Here is a 15,497-nt window from a genome sequence, read left to right on the forward strand (position 1 = left end):
AGCTCTCCCGTTAAAATACAAGCAACGATTGATGCCTGGTGAACATCCAGACCTGCACAAGTTTTTCGAATAGCGTCCAACGTAATCCCTTCCTTTGTATTAACGTAATAAACAGACCGTGCAGGTGAGGCAAAAGGAATGCTTATACACGTCATCATATGACAATGGGCGGTGCTCGAGCCTGCAGTAAGACGGGTTATTTTTCGGAAACGTGTTACCAATACGGAACCGTCTTTTGATCTGTTCAACAATAGAATACAAAGTTTGCGTAACGATTTCTAGTCCAAAATTAATTTTCATTCATGGGGGTGATGGGTACATCATGGATGGTTATTTTAAGAAAAAATAGCGTTTGTTACATCCTAAAGGACATACGTTCCGTTATATGAGCAGAAACGATGATTATCATTGCTGTTTTAGTTACATAACGGAACATATGTCCGATAAAGTGGAGAAATGCTTGTTTTTGATGAAATAGCGGAACGTATGTCCGTTATGTGAAGTGCGGAAAGATAAATCCATGAGAAAACTTGTTTTTTGTTAAGATATAAGAAAGTTTATAAATTTTAGTATAACAGTGAAGCTCTGAAAGCTTATTCTCGAAGAGCGAAGGCTGCGCACCTGCGCGTTTCACCCCAAGAAGAGCACTTGGGATTCACTGTTAAAAGCGGGCAGGGTTCCGCACTTCGCTTGAAAGAAAAGACGCTCCGGGTTTTTCTTATGTTAGTAACGATTTTTATAATAAGGTTTGATATACTTAATTTAACAAGATAAGCGTGAAAGGAAGAGAGAAATGGAATCAAATCTCCAGCTTGGTATCCAAGCGATGGAACAAGGAAGTTATGAGGATGCTTCTAAATGGTTACATGACGCGATTGAAGAAAACCCTCTAGATCCGATTGGTTATGTAAACTTTGGAAATTTATTAGTGATCGTCAACGATATAGAAAAAGCGATGGTGTTTTTCGATAAAGCGATTGAATTAGATGATAAGACCGCAACAGCTTATTATGGGGCAGGGAATGGATTTTATAAATCGGAAAAGTATAATGAAGCAGCTAAAATGTTTAAGCTTGCACTAGAGCATCATTTAGATACTGCGGATACACATTTTATGCTTGGGATGTCATTATACCATCAAAACCATTTTGCCTATGCACTTGCTCATTTACAACGAGCAGTTGAACTCAATAAAGACGATATGACAGCCATCTTTCAATACGGGTTATGCCTTGCCCAACTAGATCAAATCGACGAAGCGATGCGTCAGTTTGAACAGGTGATTGATAAAGATGATACACATGCAGATGCTTATTTTAACCTCGGTGTTGCGTATGCTTATAAAGAAGAATTTGATAAAGCATTGCAGTTATTTAATAAAGCGGTTCAAATTCAACCCGACCATGTACTTGCAGGGCATGGAAAAAAACAAATGATGGAACGTTTAAAACAATAAGGGGCGGCGAAGTGTTATGTCACAACAAGTTCCTATGCAAGAGGAAGAGACATCTTATATAAAAGGTGAAGTAAGCCATATTATTTTTCATAACCCAGATAATTATTATACGGTTGCTCAAGTGTTTGTTTTGCAGTCCTCCGAAAAGCTGAAAGAAAAAACGGTTCCAGTCGTTGGAATATTACCAACGGTGGAGCCTAATGGAGTGTATATTTTTAGTGGAGATTTTGCAGAACATCCAAGGTTTGGGCTTCAGTTTAAAGTGAATGCTTTTTCTCGGGATGTTCCAAGAACCGCGGCTGGTGTTATTCAATTTTTATCAAGTGATCGCTTTCCTGGAATCGGAAAAAAAACAGCTGAAAGTGTAGTGGAAGCACTTGGAGAAAAAGCGTTATCGAAAATTTTAGCTGATCGTAATGTATTGCAGGACGTCCCTAAATTGCCAGCAGATAAGGCGGCTGTGTTATATAATCAACTTGTTGAGTTTCAAGGGGTTGAACAATTAATTACTGAATTATCGCAGTTTGGCTTTGGTTTAGAATTGACGATGAAAATATTTCAAACCTATAAAGAAGAGGCGCTTACGATTATTCGCTCGAGTCCATATAAGCTTATCCATGATGTGGAAGGGATTGGATTTAAACGAGCTGATTTATTAGGGGAAGCAATTGGTTTAACGGGAAATCACCCTGATCGAATCAAAGCAGGTTGTGTCTATTTTCTTCATGAGTTATGCATGCAGGAAGGTCATGTGTTTTTATACAAATATAATTTATGTAAAGAAGTAAGCGCCATGTTATCGTCTGAGACTGTCGTGATTAAAGAGGAAGAGGTTTCCACTCAATTACTTGTGTTACATGAAGAAGATAAAATAGTGATGGAAGAAGAACGTGTCTACTTATCTTCGTTATACTTTGCTGAAAAAGGGATCGTCACAAACGTAAAACGATTACTAAGCACCGAAAAAGATAATGAATATCCTGAATCAGAGTTTTTTAAGGCGTTAGGGGAACTTGAAGAACAAGAAAAAATGGAATACGCACCGACACAAAGAGAAGCGATCAAAATGGCGATTACGTCTCCAGCGATGATTTTAACAGGTGGACCCGGGACAGGGAAAACAACTGTCATAAAAGGGATCGTTGAAGTATTTGCGAAGATCCATGGTTATTCACTTGAACCGAAAGATTATAAAAAGGACGAGCCTTTTCCGATTTTGCTTGTTGCCCCTACAGGAAGAGCGGCAAAACGTATGGGGGAAGCAACCGGATTGCCGGCGCTTACGATTCATCGCCTGTTAGGATGGAAAGGTGGTCATGGTGGATTTGAACGGGATGAGGAAAGTCCGCTAGAAGGCCGACTACTTATCGTTGATGAAGTTTCGATGGTTGATATTTGGTTAGCCAATCAATTGTTTAAATCGATTCCTGATACGATGCAAGTTGTTCTTGTTGGAGACCAAGATCAGCTCCCTTCTGTTGGTCCTGGACAAGTATTACGGGACTTCATTGATGCAAATGTCATTCCTATTGTTGCTTTAACAGAAATTTACCGTCAAGCAGAGGGATCGTCCATTATTGATTTAGCACATGAAATAAAAAGCGGAAAAATCCCTGATAATTTTCATGTCCAACAAAAAGATCGAAGTTTTTTTCCATGTAGTATCCCTCAAGTTCACCAAGTCATTGAAAAAGTGTGTTCAAATGCAATGAAAAAAGGCTATAGTGCCAAAGAAATCCAAGTGTTAGCTCCGATGTATCGGGGAGTTGCTGGAATTGAAGAACTAAATCGAAAGCTGCAACAATTATTTAACCCAAAAAAAGAGGGCAGACGTGAAATTCAGTTTGGAGATCTTATTTATCGAACTGGTGATATTGTATTGCAGCTAGTGAATAACCCTGAAGAGCAAGTGTATAATGGTGACCGGGGTGAAATTGTTGCGATTTTTTATGCGAAAGAAAATACGGAAAAGCAGGACCAAGTTCTCGTCTCCTTTGATGGGATTGAGATTTTATATACGAGAAAAGATTTAATTCAACTTACCCATGCGTATTGTACATCGATTCATAAGGCGCAAGGAAGTGAATTTCCGATTGTCATTATGCCTGTTGTAAAAGGGTACCATCGAATGCTAAGGAGAAATCTGATTTATACAGGGGTAACAAGAGCAAAGCAATTTCTTATTTTATGTGGTGAAATTGAAGCTTGGGAAATGGCGGCAAAACAACAAGGAGATGGAGAACGTCATTCGATGTTAGTGGATAAACTAAAACAAACAGTTATGGAAAAAGCAAACTAGCATGAACAAGGCAATAGAATCACATCCTATAAATGTTCGACAAAAGGTGGCGATGCTCTTTGCGGACATTTCAAACGATTTGTGGGAAATCTGTATTCGACGAAAATAATGGAGAAGAGCTTGGCAAAATCGAAGATCTGTTTATCAATAAGCAAGGACAAGTAATTGGCTTTGTCTTAGATATTAAAGCATGGCTGCATAAAGACCAATTTGTTCCACTTGATGCAATTACAGGGTTTGGGCCAGATGGGATTATCATAAAAGGGAAAAGTCATCTTACACGAGCAGACCATATCCATGAATATACATTAAAGCAAGGCAAAAAGCGGCTTGCCGGAATGCCACTCCTTACTACAGAGGGAGAGAAATTAGGATTGGTAGAAGATGTATACTTTATGGAAGAAATGGGCAACATCGTAGGGTATGAAGTTACGGAAGGTTTACTTGCTGATATAAAAGAAGGCAAAAAAGTCGTCAAGACATCAAAGCCTTTATTATATGGCAAAGATATATTAATGATAAACCTCGAATAAAGGAGGCCCTACGATGCAATGCCCAAACTGTAATTGCAAAGACATTGGAAAAATTGGTACAAACCAATACTATTGTTGGAATTGCTTTGTTGAGATGACGATTACGAAAGGTAAGCTTTCACTCCATCAAGTCGAAGAAGATGGTTCCCTCAGCTCATTGGATGATTTATTTGAAGATGTCGATATGCGAGTCGAAATGTAGCTGATAAGGGGTGTTTGATATGCGCGGAATGTTATTAGCTGTTGGTTTAGGTGTAGCGGCTTATACAATGAGAAACAAGAAAAACCGCAACCGAATGACAGATATAATCGAACCAATCCGAAACATGAATTTCCAAGCGATGATGCCTGAAAAATCGACAGTGAAACGTTTAACAAGAAGATTAACAAAAGCTGTTGCATAATCATAATTCTTGTTGTTCTAAGAAAGGATTCTTTTCTTAGAACAACTTTTTTTGTAAGATAAGAAAATATAAAAATTTTGGTGTAGCAGTGAAGCTTTGAAAGCTTATTCTAGAAGAGCGAAGGCTCCGTACCTGCGCGTTCACCCCAAAAAGAGCACTTGGGGTTCACTTTCAAAAGCGGGCAGGGCTGCGCACTTCGCTTGAAAGAAAAGACGCTCCGCGTTTTTCTTTATTCATTCAACACGCCTTGTCTGTCAACGATTCGTCCCCTTTACCGACGACCATTATAGGCCTCTCCATTCATAAAATTTGGATTGATGAGCAAAATATCGTTATGGAGGGCTTATGATGGAAAAAACAACAAGTATGCAATGGTTAATTCGTTTTTCAGCAATTTTTATTTTACTATTATGTTTATTTTTAATCATGAAATTATCCCCCGTCTGGCTCCCAATATTACAATTGCTTGTTCGGGTTGCGATTCCTTTTTTAATTGCAGCACTAATTACGTATTTATTACATCCGATTATTGAAAATTTCCATGGGATGGGGATACCTCGTCCAATTGCTGTTCTTATTATTTATTTTTTGTTTTTTGGTGGTATAACGTATGCGATTATAAGGGGTACACCGTACATCATTGAGCAATTTCGGATGTTTATTGAACAGCTTCCCTATTATATTGAAAGCTTACAACGGTGGATTGATTTATTTACAAGACATATTGCTGTATTACCAGAAGGTGTTCAAGTACAGTTAGAAGAATGGCTTCAAGGGCTTGAAGGAACAATGGAAGACCTTGTTGAACGTGGCATAGAGGTTTTAAAAGGACTTGTTAATTCGTTCATTTACTTTATTATTATTCCTTTCCTTGTCTTTTATTTATTAAAGGACTTTAAACTAATTGAGAAAGTTGCTTGGTATTTAACTCCAAAACAATGGAGAAAAGAAGGAGTGGCACTTGTTCGTGATATTGACCAATCCTTTGGAAATTATATTCGTGGACAAATCCTTGTTTCATTATGTGTTGGTATTCTTGCGACAATTGGGCTTTGGTTAATTGGTATGCCATACCCTGTTTTGTTAGGAATGTTTATCGGGATGATGGACATCATTCCTTACTTTGGTGCTTTTATGGGTGCTGTTCCTGCTGTGATTGTCGCTGCATTACAATCTTGGCAAATGCTTTTGTTTACTGTGTTAGTTATTTTTGTTCTACAACAAATAGAGGGGAATATTTTATCGCCTGTAATTGTAGGGAAAACCCTTCATTTACATCCGGTTCTCATTATGTTCGCTCTTATTGTTGGAATTGAAATTGGTGGTATTCTTGGACTCGTATTAGCTGTACCGACTTTGGCTATCGTCAAAGTCATTATCTTGCATTTGCGAACAAATATTAGTGAGCCTTTCCATGACTAAGACGTTGACAAGAGTTCTGTGCATTTTTATAATAAGATTGACAAAAGAATGATAGGGAACACGTTGATGGAACAAAGTATGTTACAGCCCGTATGAAAGAGAGACACTTCCTTGGCTGAAAGAAGTGTCATACGAAGGGTAACGGAAAAGCTATTCCGAAGTGCAGGAAAACCCTGCCGTTACGCCGCGTTATGGCAATTAAGGTGATAAATGTTTTACGACATTTGTAACCAGGGTGGTACCGCGTGATAACTCTCGTCCCTGTATGTGTGGGACAAGAGTTTTTTTGTGTTCTTTCGTAAGTGTAAAATGGTAAAAATGAGGATACGATGTGTAACATTAAAGGAGGAAATCGAATGAAGTATTTATCGTCTGCACAAGTGAGGCAAATGTTTTTAGACTTTTTTAAAGAAAAGGGCCATGATATTGAACCAAGTGCATCTTTAGTTCCTATCGATGATCCAACATTACTTTGGATTAATAGTGGGGTTGCTACGTTAAAAAAGTATTTTGATGGCCGTGTGATTCCGCAAAATCCACGCATTACAAATGCTCAAAAATCAATTCGAACAAATGATATTGAAAATGTCGGAAAAACAGCACGTCACCATACGTTTTTTGAAATGTTGGGCAACTTTTCCATCGGTGATTATTTTAAAGAAGAATCGATTATTTGGGCTTGGGAGTTTTTAACGAGTGAAAAATGGATTGGCTTTGACCCTGAAAAGCTTTCCGTGACCGTTCATCCCGAAGATAGTGAAGCATATGACATTTGGAATCAAAAAATTGGGATTCCAGAAGAGCGAATTATCCGATTGGAAGGGAATTTCTGGGATATTGGAGAAGGTCCAAGTGGTCCTAATACAGAAATTTTTTATGATCGTGGAGAGCAGTATGGCAATGATAAAAATGATCCAGAGCTTTATCCTGGAGGAGAAAATGAGCGTTATTTAGAAGTGTGGAATTTAGTCTTTTCGCAATTTAATCATAATCCAGATGGTACATACACACCGCTTCCAAAGAAAAACATTGATACAGGTATGGGATTAGAACGTATGGTATCTGTTATTCAAGATGTACCAACGAACTATGATACTGATTTGTTTATGCCTACCATTAAAGCAACGGAACAATTAACATCGGTTTCATACGGTGCAAATGTTGAGACAGATGTTGCTTTTAAAGTGATTGCCGACCATATCCGTACAGTAGCCTTTGCGATTGGAGACGGGGCCTTACCATCTAATGAAGGTCGGGGCTATGTGTTGCGAAGATTATTACGACGAGCTGTCCGTTATGCGAAGTTAATTCATATCGATCGCCCGTTTATGCATGAACTTGTTCCTGTTGTCGGCGATATTATGGTTGATTTCTATCCAGAAGTGAAAGAGAAAACAGAGTTCATTCAAAAGGTAATAAAAAATGAGGAAGAACGTTTCCATGAAACATTACATGAGGGATTAAACATATTAGCTAAAATTATTTCAGAAACTAAATCAAACGTTATCTCAGGAAAAGATGTGTTCCGTCTTTATGATACGTACGGCTTTCCGGTCGATTTAACGGAGGAATATGTCGAAGAAAAAGGGTTTACGATTAACCGTGAAGAGTTTGAACAAGAAATGGAGCAACAACGTGACCGAGCTAGAGCAGCAAGACAAGATACAGGTTCTATGCAAGTTCAAGATCAACTATTAGGGGAGATAAAAGTAGAAAGCCAATTTGTTGGCTACGAACAGCTCCAAACTGAATCTGTGATTGAACTAATGATTAAAGAGAAAGAGCGAACCGAGTATGCAGGTGTTGATGATGAAGTAACGGTTATTTTAAACAAAACACCGTTTTATGCTGAAAGTGGTGGGCAAATCGCTGATACAGGTCAATTGCAGGCTGATGGAGTCATTGCTAAAGTAACGGATGTCCAAAAAGCACCGAATGGACAAAACCTTCATTATGTCAAAATCGTACAAGGTACTTTGAGAACCGGGATGACAGTAACGGCGACGGTTGAAGAAACAAATCGTCATGGCATTGTGAAAAACCATACAGCGACACATTTGCTTCACCAAGCATTAAAAGATACGTTAGGGGAACATGTTAATCAAGCTGGTTCATTAGTTTCAGAAGAACGTTTGCGTTTTGACTTTTCTCATTTTGGTCAAATTACAGAGGAAGAAATTGAAACGATTGAAACCATTGTGAATGAAAAAATTTGGGACAGAATTTCGGTCGATATTATGAACAAAAACTTAGAAGAAGCGAAAGCGATGGGAGCAATGGCCCTCTTTGGTGAAAAATATGGTGAAGTTGTCCGTGTCGTTCAAGTTGGAGAATACAGCTTAGAATTATGTGGCGGATGTCATGTTACAAACACAGCTGAAATTGGATTATTTAAAATTATTTCAGAATCAGGGATCGGAGCTGGAATTCGCCGAATCGAAGCTGTAACAGGAAAAGGAGCCTATGATTATATAAGTAGTCAGCTTGAACTGCTTCAAGAAGTTGCACAAAGTGTAAAAGCAAAAAATGTGAAAGACGTTCCGAGTCGTGTGACCGCTTTACAACAACAAATTAAAGAATTACAGCGTGAGAATGAATCTCTAGCTTCTAAATTGGGTAATATGGAGGCAGGGAATTTAATTAATGATTTCGAAACTGTAAATGAAGTTTCGATACTTGCTAAAAAAGTAGCAGCAAATGATATGGATAACCTTCGTTCCATTGTAGATACATTGAAATCAAAAGTTGAGACAGGTATTATTGTTCTTGGTGCTACAAATGGTGATAAAGTTAATATTGTTGCGACTGTTTCAAAAGACTTAATCGATAAAGGGTATCACGCAGGAAAACTTGTGAAAGAAGTGGCAACACGTTGTGGTGGTGGAGGAGGTGGTCGTCCAGACATGGCCCAAGCAGGTGGGAAAAACCCTGAGAAGTTGGATGACGCACTGAATTTTGTTCGACAATATGTAGAATCAATTTCCTAATTAACCATTTATAGTGTACAATGAGGGTAAGTACCATGTATTGGGAACAACATGGTTAATAGGGCAGTTTTAGAAAGAGGTGTTTGTGATGGGCTCAATGGATAATACTATGAAATTTAGTTTTCAAGATGACACAGTCGATGTTGATGTCCAAGAAGTACTGTTTTCTGTATATCAAGCTCTTGAAGAAAAAGGGTATAATCCAATCAACCAAATTGTAGGTTACTTATTATCTGGGGATCCAGCTTATATTCCACGTCATAATGATGCTAGATCATTAATACGTAAATTAGAACGAGATGAGCTAATCGAAGAATTGGTAAAATCTTATTTGTCACAGCACCAAAAGGAGAAGTAATGAGAATTTTGGGATTAGATGTAGGGACAAAAACGATAGGAATTGCAATGAGTGATGAGCTTGGATGGACTGCGCAAGGTTTGGATACACTAATGCGGAACCCTGAAAATGAGCAAGAGGACTTCGATAAACTTGTGTCTATCGCAGAAGAATACTCGATTTCAAAAATTGTTGTCGGGTTACCGAAAAACATGAATGGGACGATTGGACCGAGCGGAGAGGCTTGTCAACAATTTGCTGAGAAATTAAAAACGTTCTTATCTTGCCCTATCATTTTATGGGATGAACGTCTAACAACAATGGCAGCAGAAAAGATGCTTATATCAGCAGATGTTAGCCGGAAAAAAAGGAAAAAAGTCATTGATAAAATGGCTGCAGTATTAATTTTGCAAGGGTACTTAGATAATCAGAAATATTAAAAATAAGAGGTGCTAAAGATGGGACAAGAAGAAAAAGATCATATTATTATTCCAGATGAAAATGGAGACGAGCATTTATTTGAAGAGTTATTTACCTTTTCTGTTGATGAAACAGGTAAATCATATATTTTACTAGTTCCTGTTGGGGAAAGTGAAGAGGATGACGACGAAGAAGGAACTGAAGTTGTCGCTTTCCGTTATGAAGAAAAAGATGAAGAAGACAGCGATATAGCTTTATACCCAATCGAAACAGACGAGGAATGGGAAATGGTAGAAGAAATGCTTAATACGTTTACTGAAAACGAAATGGCAGACGACGAATAAAGAGGAAAAGGGCTCAATTCAAATGAATTGGGCTCTTTTTTTTATGCTTTTTTTGTCGCATGGAGTTAATGTGTAAAATGTTACATGGTGATATCGCCATATTCATTAATACTAGCAATGAAGGACAAAATAAGGAGAAAACGAAGCGAAAGTGTCCTTCATAAAGGCGATGAAGGACAAAACGAGGAGAAAACGAAGCGAAAGTGTCCTTCATAAAGGCGATGAAGGACAAAACGAGGAGAAAACGAAGCGAAAGTGTCCTTCATAAAGGTAATGAAGGACAAAATAAGGAGAAAACGAAGCGAAAGTGTCCTTCATACAATTGAGATGACAACTACAATAACCCCCGCTACTTACAAAAAAACCAATTATTCGCTAATAACTGAGAATTTATTGTAAAATTCTACGAAATGACTATCGATTTATAGTATAATGGACAAGATGGAAGGGGGAGGCCCATGAGTGAAAATAAAGAGAATGAACGAGATAGAATATACGCGGAGAGGGTCGCGCAAGCAAGGATAGTTCGTAAAATTGTGTTTGTTTGCCTAACGTTGTTTTTAATCGTTGGTGCGGTAGCCGCAACATCAGCATATTATTATGTGAATTCAGCAATTGGATCTTTCGATGAAGAAAGTGAAGAGTTGATTCAAGTAGAAATACCGATAGGCTCATCAAGTACACAAATTGGACGAATTTTAGAAGAAGAAGGTATTATTAAAAGCGGGACATTTTTTCGCTATTATGTTCGATATAAAAGTGAATCAGGTTTTCAGGCTGGACAATATGAATTATCGCCTGCTATGACATTAGAGGAGATTGTAACTGAATTAAAAGAAGGAAAAGTACTACAAGAACCAGAGTTAGTCTTTACGGTACCGGAAGGATTATGGTTAGAAAATGTCATTCAAATCATTGCTAGGGAAACAGATCACGATGTGGAAGAGATAAAAGAGATTATTTCTGATCGTGATTATATCCAACAACTAATTGGTCAATTCGATGTGTTAACAGAAGACATATTGGAAGAAGGAATACGTCATCCACTAGAAGGGTATTTGTTCCCAGCGCGGTATGATTTCCTTGAAGAGGATGTTTCAATTCAAACGATTATTGAAACGATGATAAAACAAACAGATAGCATTGTTATGCCGCTTGTTCAAAGCTACCCAGAAAATGAATATTCGATCCATGAACTTTTGACACTTGCTTCGATAATTGAAAGGGAAGCAAGAGAAGATAAAGATCGTTACACGATTTCTGGAGTATTATACAACCGACTTGAGCAAAATATGATGCTTCAAGTCGATCCAACAGTTGCTTATGCCATTGGGGAACATCAATATATGACGAGTTATGCCCATCTAGAAGTAGATTCGCCATACAATACGTATAAGTACACAGGAATTCCAATTGGACCGATTGCAAATCCAGGCGAGGCCTCAATTAAAGCTGCCTTTATGCCAGATGACACGGACTATTTATTCTTCTATGCACGGTACAATGGTGAAGTCATTTACACGAAAACATATGCTGAACATAATCAAGTCCACCAGCAATATCGCGATGAGTGGATTGAAGCAGCAGAACAAGCCGAAAAAGAGCTAGAAGAAATGATTGAAGGCGAAACAGAGGAAGACTAATAGGGAAGGGGATGTGGCTAGTCTCACATTCCCTTTTCTTCTGATATATAAGAAAACAAGGAGATTGCATGATGATTTCAAATGACGTACAAACTTATTTAGAAACACTACTTCCTACTCGTAATGCTTTGCTTATTGAAATGGAACAATATGCTAAAGAACACCGAGTACCGATTATGGAGCTCATTGGCATCGAGTCGATGTTGCAAATAGTAAAGCTGGCTCAACCGAAACGGATTATTGAAATTGGAACAGCGATCGGGTATTCCGCTATCCGAATGGCAGAGGCTGTGCCACAATGTGACATTGTTACGATTGAAAGGGACCAAAACCGTATTCAAGTTGCAAAACAATTTATTCAACGAGCGGATTTAGAGGCACGTATTTCCATTTTAGAAGGTGATGCACTTGAAATTGTTGAAAAACTTGAAAAACACCTTAAATATGATGTATTATTTATTGATGCTGCAAAAGGCCAGTATCAACGTTTTTTTGAATTATATACACCGCTTCTAACAGAAAGAGGTGTCATCATTTCTGATAATGTACTTTTTAAAGGGTTTGTTGCTAATCTAGAAAAAACAGAGCAAAAAAGACAAAAAGGGATTGCAACGAAACTTTCTCATTATAATGAATGGCTCATCCAGCATCCGCAATATGATACAACGATCCTTCCGATAGGAGACGGAATTGCGATAAGTATAAAAAGAGGAGAAAGTAGGTGACAAGATGAGAAAACCAGAACTATTAGTTACACCAAATGCTGTTGATTCGATTGAACCGATCATTAAAGCAGGAGCAACGGCCATTCTTATTGGTGAGCAACGATATGGTCTTAGATTAGCAGGAGAGTTTCATCGTGAAGATGTGAAAAAAGCGACTGCAATAGCCCATCGTCATGGTGTAAAAGTGTATGTTGCAATGAATGCTTTATTTCATAATGAAAAAATAGATGAACTTTCTGGATATTTAACATTTTTAAAAGAAACGAATGTGGATGCTGTTGTATTTGGAGACCCAGCTGTGCTCATGGCAGCAAGAGAAGTGGCACCAAATATGAAGTTACATTGGAATACGGAAACGACTGCAACGAATTGGTACACAGCGAATTATTGGGGAAGAAAAGGAGCAAAACGTGTTGTTCTTGCTCGTGAAATTAATATGGATGCCATTATTGAAACGAAAGAAAACGCAGAAGTGGAAGTGGAAGTGCAAGTCCATGGGATGACTTGTATGTTTCAATCAAAACGAACATTAATCGGCAATTATTTTCAATATCAAGGTAAAAACCTTGAAGTTGAAAAAACAGATAAACAGAGACAAATGTTTTTATTTGATGAAGAGCGGAATGCGAAATATCCAATTTTTGAGGATGAAAATGGGACACATATTATGAGTCCGAATGACATCTGTATTATTGATGAGTTAGAGGAAATGCTTGATGCGGGTATAGATAGCTTTAAAATAGAAGGATTATTTAAATCGACAGAGTATATTGTTCAAATTGTAAAAATGTACAATGAAGCGATTGATTTGTACTTTTCTGATGAAGAACAGTATGAAGAGAAAAAAGAAGTTTATTTAGAAAAAATTAAAGCGATTCAACCGCCGAATCGTGATATTGATACCGGATTCTTCTTTAAAGAAACCGTTTATTAAAGGAGGTGTAATTATGCAAGCCATATCAGAGAAAACAAAAGATGGGAAACGAATTATTGTCAAAAAACCTGAGCTTCTCGCTCCAGCAGGTAGCTTAGAAAAACTAAAAATTGCGATCCAATACGGTGCAGACGCGGTATATATTGGTGGACAAGAGTTTGGATTGCGCTCAAATGCAGATAACTTCTCAAAGGAACAAATGCGTGAAGGAGTTGAATTTGCAAATCAGTTCAGAGCGAAAGTGTATGTCACAACTAATATTTATGCTCATAACGAAAATATGGATGGGCTTGAAGAATATTTAAGTGGCTTACAAGAAGTGGGAGTGACTGGGATTATTGTAGCAGACCCGCTCATTATTGAAACCTGTCGGCGCGTTGCACCGAAAGTAGAAGTTCACTTAAGTACACAACAATCATTGTCCAATTGGTTGGCTGTTAAATACTGGAAGGAAGAAGGGTTACATCGTGTTGTTCTAGCCAGAGAAGTTGGCTTAGAAGAAATGTTAGAAATGAAAAAGCATGTAGATATTGAAATCGAAACATTTGTTCATGGCGCGATGTGTATTTCCTATTCAGGTCGCTGTGTACTAAGTAATCATATGACGGCCCGGGACTCCAATCGTGGTGGTTGTTGTCAATCTTGCAGGTGGGAATATGATTTATATGAAGAACAAGAAAATGATGGACAACCTCAAGAAGTCGCGTTATTTAACGAAAATGATGCAAAATACACGATGAGTCCAAAAGATTTAAATTTACTTCAATCGATTCCGAAATTAATTGAAGCTGGAATTGATAGCTTAAAAGTAGAAGGACGAATGAAATCAATTCACTATGTCGCTACAGTTACGTCTGTTTATCGAAAAGTGATTGATGCCTATTGTGAAGACCCTGACAATTTTAAAATAAAAAGAGAATGGGTCGAGGAGCTTGAAAAGTGTGCGAATCGTGACTTTGCACCGCAATTTTTCGAAGCGACGCCATCGTATGAAGAGCAAATGTATGGCAATCATCCGAAAAGAACAGGGTATGATTTTGCTGGACTTGTCCTAGACTATGATGAGGAACTAAAAATGGTCACTTTGCAACAGCGTAACCACTTTAAACCAGGTGACGAAGTTGAATTTTTTGGTCCTGAAATAAATAACTTTATTCAAGTTGTTGGGCAAATTTGGGATGAAGATGGAAATACACTCGATGCTGCTCGACATCCGCTTCAAATTATAAAGTTTAAAGTAGACTATCCGGTATATCCGAATAACATGATGCGTAAAGAGGTTAAATAATGCGAGAGAAACCAATTATTATTGGAGTGGCAGGGGGGACAGGCTCTGGCAAAACGACGGTTGCCAAAGAAATTTTCAACCAAATTCAAGGTCAATCTATCGTTTTAATCGAGCAAGATGCCTATTATAAAGACCAGAGTCACCTTACATTTGAACAACGGTTACAAACAAATTACGATCATCCCCTTGCTTTTGATTCTGATTTATTAATCGACCATGTAACAGCGTTAAGTGATGGGTATTCGGTTGAAATGCCTGTTTACAACTATAAAGAGCATACACGTTCACATGAAACCGTGATGATCGAACCAAAGGATGTCATTATTTTAGAAGGAATTCTTATATTAGAAGACCAACGTCTACGTAATTTAATGGATATTAAATTATTCGTTGATACAGATGCTGATATCCGAATTATGAGAAGAATTGTTAGGGATACCGAAGAAAGAGGACGAACGTTAGCAGACGTCATTCATCAATATACAACCGTCGTCCGACCGATGCATCTTCAGTTTATTGAACCAACGAAACGTTATGCTGATATCATTGTTCCAGAAGGTGGACAAAATCAAGTCGCTATCGATTTAATGGTAACAAAAATAAGGTCGATAATTGATGGAAAACGTTTATTGCCATCTGACCCTAAAAATTGATACACTATTATTGTTGTCCGTATTTTTTTCATGACAGAAAGCAGCATTTTGT

Annotated in this window: 15 protein-coding genes, 1 pseudogene and 1 other annotated feature; of the genes and pseudogenes, 15 read left to right on the forward strand and 1 reads right to left on the reverse strand. The window is 37.9% G+C overall.

Translation table 11 applies throughout. From position 1 onward, the window contains the following. Nucleotides 1–221: pseudogene (locus T323_RS29310) on the reverse strand (hypothetical protein); the annotation flags it as partial. 572 nt (nt 222–793) lie between these two features. On the opposite strand from T323_RS29310, the gene T323_RS0114040 reads away from it, so the two are divergent. The 15 genes from T323_RS0114040 to udk all read left to right on the forward strand — a co-directional run bounded on the left by T323_RS0114040 (nt 794) and on the right by udk (nt 15,445). Continuing rightward, the gene (locus T323_RS0114040) at nt 794–1,456 is read left to right on the forward strand and encodes a tetratricopeptide repeat protein (RefSeq protein WP_026673862.1); all 663 of its coding nucleotides are present in this window, start codon (nt 794–796) and stop codon (nt 1,454–1,456) included. 16 nt (nt 1,457–1,472) lie between these two features. Beyond that, complete coding sequence (recD2, locus tag T323_RS0114045; protein WP_026673863.1) at nt 1,473–3,755, forward strand: SF1B family DNA helicase RecD2; 2,283 nt, start codon at nt 1,473–1,475, stop codon at nt 3,753–3,755. 59 nt (nt 3,756–3,814) lie between these two features. Beyond that, nucleotides 3,815–4,288 (forward strand): PRC-barrel domain-containing protein, encoded by a 474-nt coding sequence (locus tag T323_RS0114050; protein WP_026673864.1) that lies wholly within the window; start codon nt 3,815–3,817, stop codon nt 4,286–4,288. A gap of 13 nt (nt 4,289–4,301) precedes the next feature. Next, complete coding sequence (locus tag T323_RS0114055) at nt 4,302–4,490, forward strand: YrzR-like zinc ribbon domain (RefSeq protein ID WP_026673865.1); 189 nt, start codon at nt 4,302–4,304, stop codon at nt 4,488–4,490. 19 nt (nt 4,491–4,509) lie between these two features. Next, complete coding sequence (locus T323_RS0114060) at nt 4,510–4,692, forward strand: hypothetical protein (protein ID WP_026673866.1); 183 nt, start codon at nt 4,510–4,512, stop codon at nt 4,690–4,692. A 348-nt stretch (nt 4,693–5,040) separates the two neighbouring features. After that, entirely contained in the window at nt 5,041–6,114 is a 1,074-nt protein-coding gene (locus T323_RS0114065) for an AI-2E family transporter (RefSeq protein WP_026673867.1), read from the forward strand. A gap of 54 nt (nt 6,115–6,168) precedes the next feature. Beyond that, nucleotides 6,169–6,380 (forward strand) — a binding site (T-box leader). A 90-nt stretch (nt 6,381–6,470) separates the two neighbouring features. Beyond that, entirely contained in the window at nt 6,471–9,101 is a 2,631-nt protein-coding gene (gene alaS, locus T323_RS0114070; protein WP_026673868.1) for an alanine--tRNA ligase, read from the forward strand. An 88-nt stretch (nt 9,102–9,189) separates the two neighbouring features. After that, nucleotides 9,190–9,459: an IreB family regulatory phosphoprotein gene (locus tag T323_RS0114075; RefSeq protein WP_026673869.1), complete on the forward strand. Its 270-nt coding sequence runs from the start codon at nt 9,190–9,192 to the stop codon at nt 9,457–9,459. Further along, complete coding sequence (gene ruvX / locus T323_RS0114080) at nt 9,459–9,878, forward strand: Holliday junction resolvase RuvX (protein WP_026673870.1); 420 nt, start codon at nt 9,459–9,461, stop codon at nt 9,876–9,878. The genes T323_RS0114075 and ruvX overlap by 1 nt, the downstream gene beginning before the upstream one ends. An 18-nt stretch (nt 9,879–9,896) precedes the next feature. Further along, nucleotides 9,897–10,202 (forward strand): DUF1292 domain-containing protein, encoded by a 306-nt coding sequence (locus T323_RS0114085; protein WP_026673871.1) that lies wholly within the window; start codon nt 9,897–9,899, stop codon nt 10,200–10,202. 458 nt (nt 10,203–10,660) lie between these two features. Further along, nucleotides 10,661–11,845 (forward strand): endolytic transglycosylase MltG, encoded by a 1,185-nt coding sequence (mltG, locus tag T323_RS0114090; RefSeq protein ID WP_026673872.1) that lies wholly within the window; start codon nt 10,661–10,663, stop codon nt 11,843–11,845. 71 nt (nt 11,846–11,916) lie between these two features. Continuing rightward, nucleotides 11,917–12,570 carry an O-methyltransferase gene (locus tag T323_RS0114095; protein ID WP_026673873.1) on the forward strand — a complete coding sequence of 218 codons (654 nt, stop codon included), beginning with the start codon at nt 11,917–11,919 and terminating at the stop codon, nt 12,568–12,570. 4 nt (nt 12,571–12,574) lie between these two features. After that, nucleotides 12,575–13,504, forward strand: coding sequence for a peptidase U32 family protein (locus tag T323_RS0114100; protein ID WP_026673874.1), 930 nt, complete (start codon nt 12,575–12,577; stop codon nt 13,502–13,504). A 13-nt stretch (nt 13,505–13,517) separates the two neighbouring features. Further along, nucleotides 13,518–14,792 carry a peptidase U32 family protein gene (locus T323_RS0114105; protein ID WP_026673875.1) on the forward strand — a complete coding sequence of 425 codons (1,275 nt, stop codon included), beginning with the start codon at nt 13,518–13,520 and terminating at the stop codon, nt 14,790–14,792. Then, nucleotides 14,792–15,445 carry a uridine kinase gene (gene udk / locus T323_RS0114110; protein WP_026673876.1) on the forward strand — a complete coding sequence of 218 codons (654 nt, stop codon included), beginning with the start codon at nt 14,792–14,794 and terminating at the stop codon, nt 15,443–15,445. The genes T323_RS0114105 and udk overlap by 1 nt, the downstream gene beginning before the upstream one ends. Nucleotides 15,446–15,497 lie beyond the last annotated feature (52 nt).

Origin of the sequence: Alkalihalobacillus bogoriensis ATCC BAA-922, assembly GCF_000621445.1 — a bacterium.
Classification (GTDB): Bacteria; Bacillota; Bacilli; order Bacillales; family Bacillaceae_F; genus Bacillus_AO; species Bacillus_AO bogoriense.

Excerpts from the sequence above, each read along its gene's own strand:
- T323_RS0114040 (WP_026673862.1), top strand. The coding sequence starts at position 794 with ATGGAATCAAATCTCCAGCTTGGTATCCAAGCGATGGAACAAGGAAGT.
- recD2 (WP_026673863.1), top strand. The coding sequence starts at position 1,473 with ATGTCACAACAAGTTCCTATGCAAGAGGAAGAGACATCTTATATAAAA.
- T323_RS0114055 (WP_026673865.1), top strand. The coding sequence starts at position 4,302 with ATGCAATGCCCAAACTGTAATTGCAAAGACATTGGAAAAATTGGTACA.
- T323_RS0114060 (WP_026673866.1), top strand. The coding sequence starts at position 4,510 with ATGCGCGGAATGTTATTAGCTGTTGGTTTAGGTGTAGCGGCTTATACA.
- T323_RS0114065 (WP_026673867.1), top strand. The coding sequence starts at position 5,041 with ATGGAAAAAACAACAAGTATGCAATGGTTAATTCGTTTTTCAGCAATT.
- alaS (WP_026673868.1), top strand. The coding sequence starts at position 6,471 with ATGAAGTATTTATCGTCTGCACAAGTGAGGCAAATGTTTTTAGACTTT.
- T323_RS0114075 (WP_026673869.1), top strand. The coding sequence starts at position 9,190 with ATGGGCTCAATGGATAATACTATGAAATTTAGTTTTCAAGATGACACA.
- ruvX (WP_026673870.1), top strand. The coding sequence starts at position 9,459 with ATGAGAATTTTGGGATTAGATGTAGGGACAAAAACGATAGGAATTGCA.
- T323_RS0114085 (WP_026673871.1), top strand. The coding sequence starts at position 9,897 with ATGGGACAAGAAGAAAAAGATCATATTATTATTCCAGATGAAAATGGA.
- mltG (WP_026673872.1), top strand. The coding sequence starts at position 10,661 with ATGAGTGAAAATAAAGAGAATGAACGAGATAGAATATACGCGGAGAGG.
- T323_RS0114095 (WP_026673873.1), top strand. The coding sequence starts at position 11,917 with ATGATTTCAAATGACGTACAAACTTATTTAGAAACACTACTTCCTACT.
- T323_RS0114100 (WP_026673874.1), top strand. The coding sequence starts at position 12,575 with ATGAGAAAACCAGAACTATTAGTTACACCAAATGCTGTTGATTCGATT.
- T323_RS0114105 (WP_026673875.1), top strand. The coding sequence starts at position 13,518 with ATGCAAGCCATATCAGAGAAAACAAAAGATGGGAAACGAATTATTGTC.
- udk (WP_026673876.1), top strand. The coding sequence starts at position 14,792 with ATGCGAGAGAAACCAATTATTATTGGAGTGGCAGGGGGGACAGGCTCT.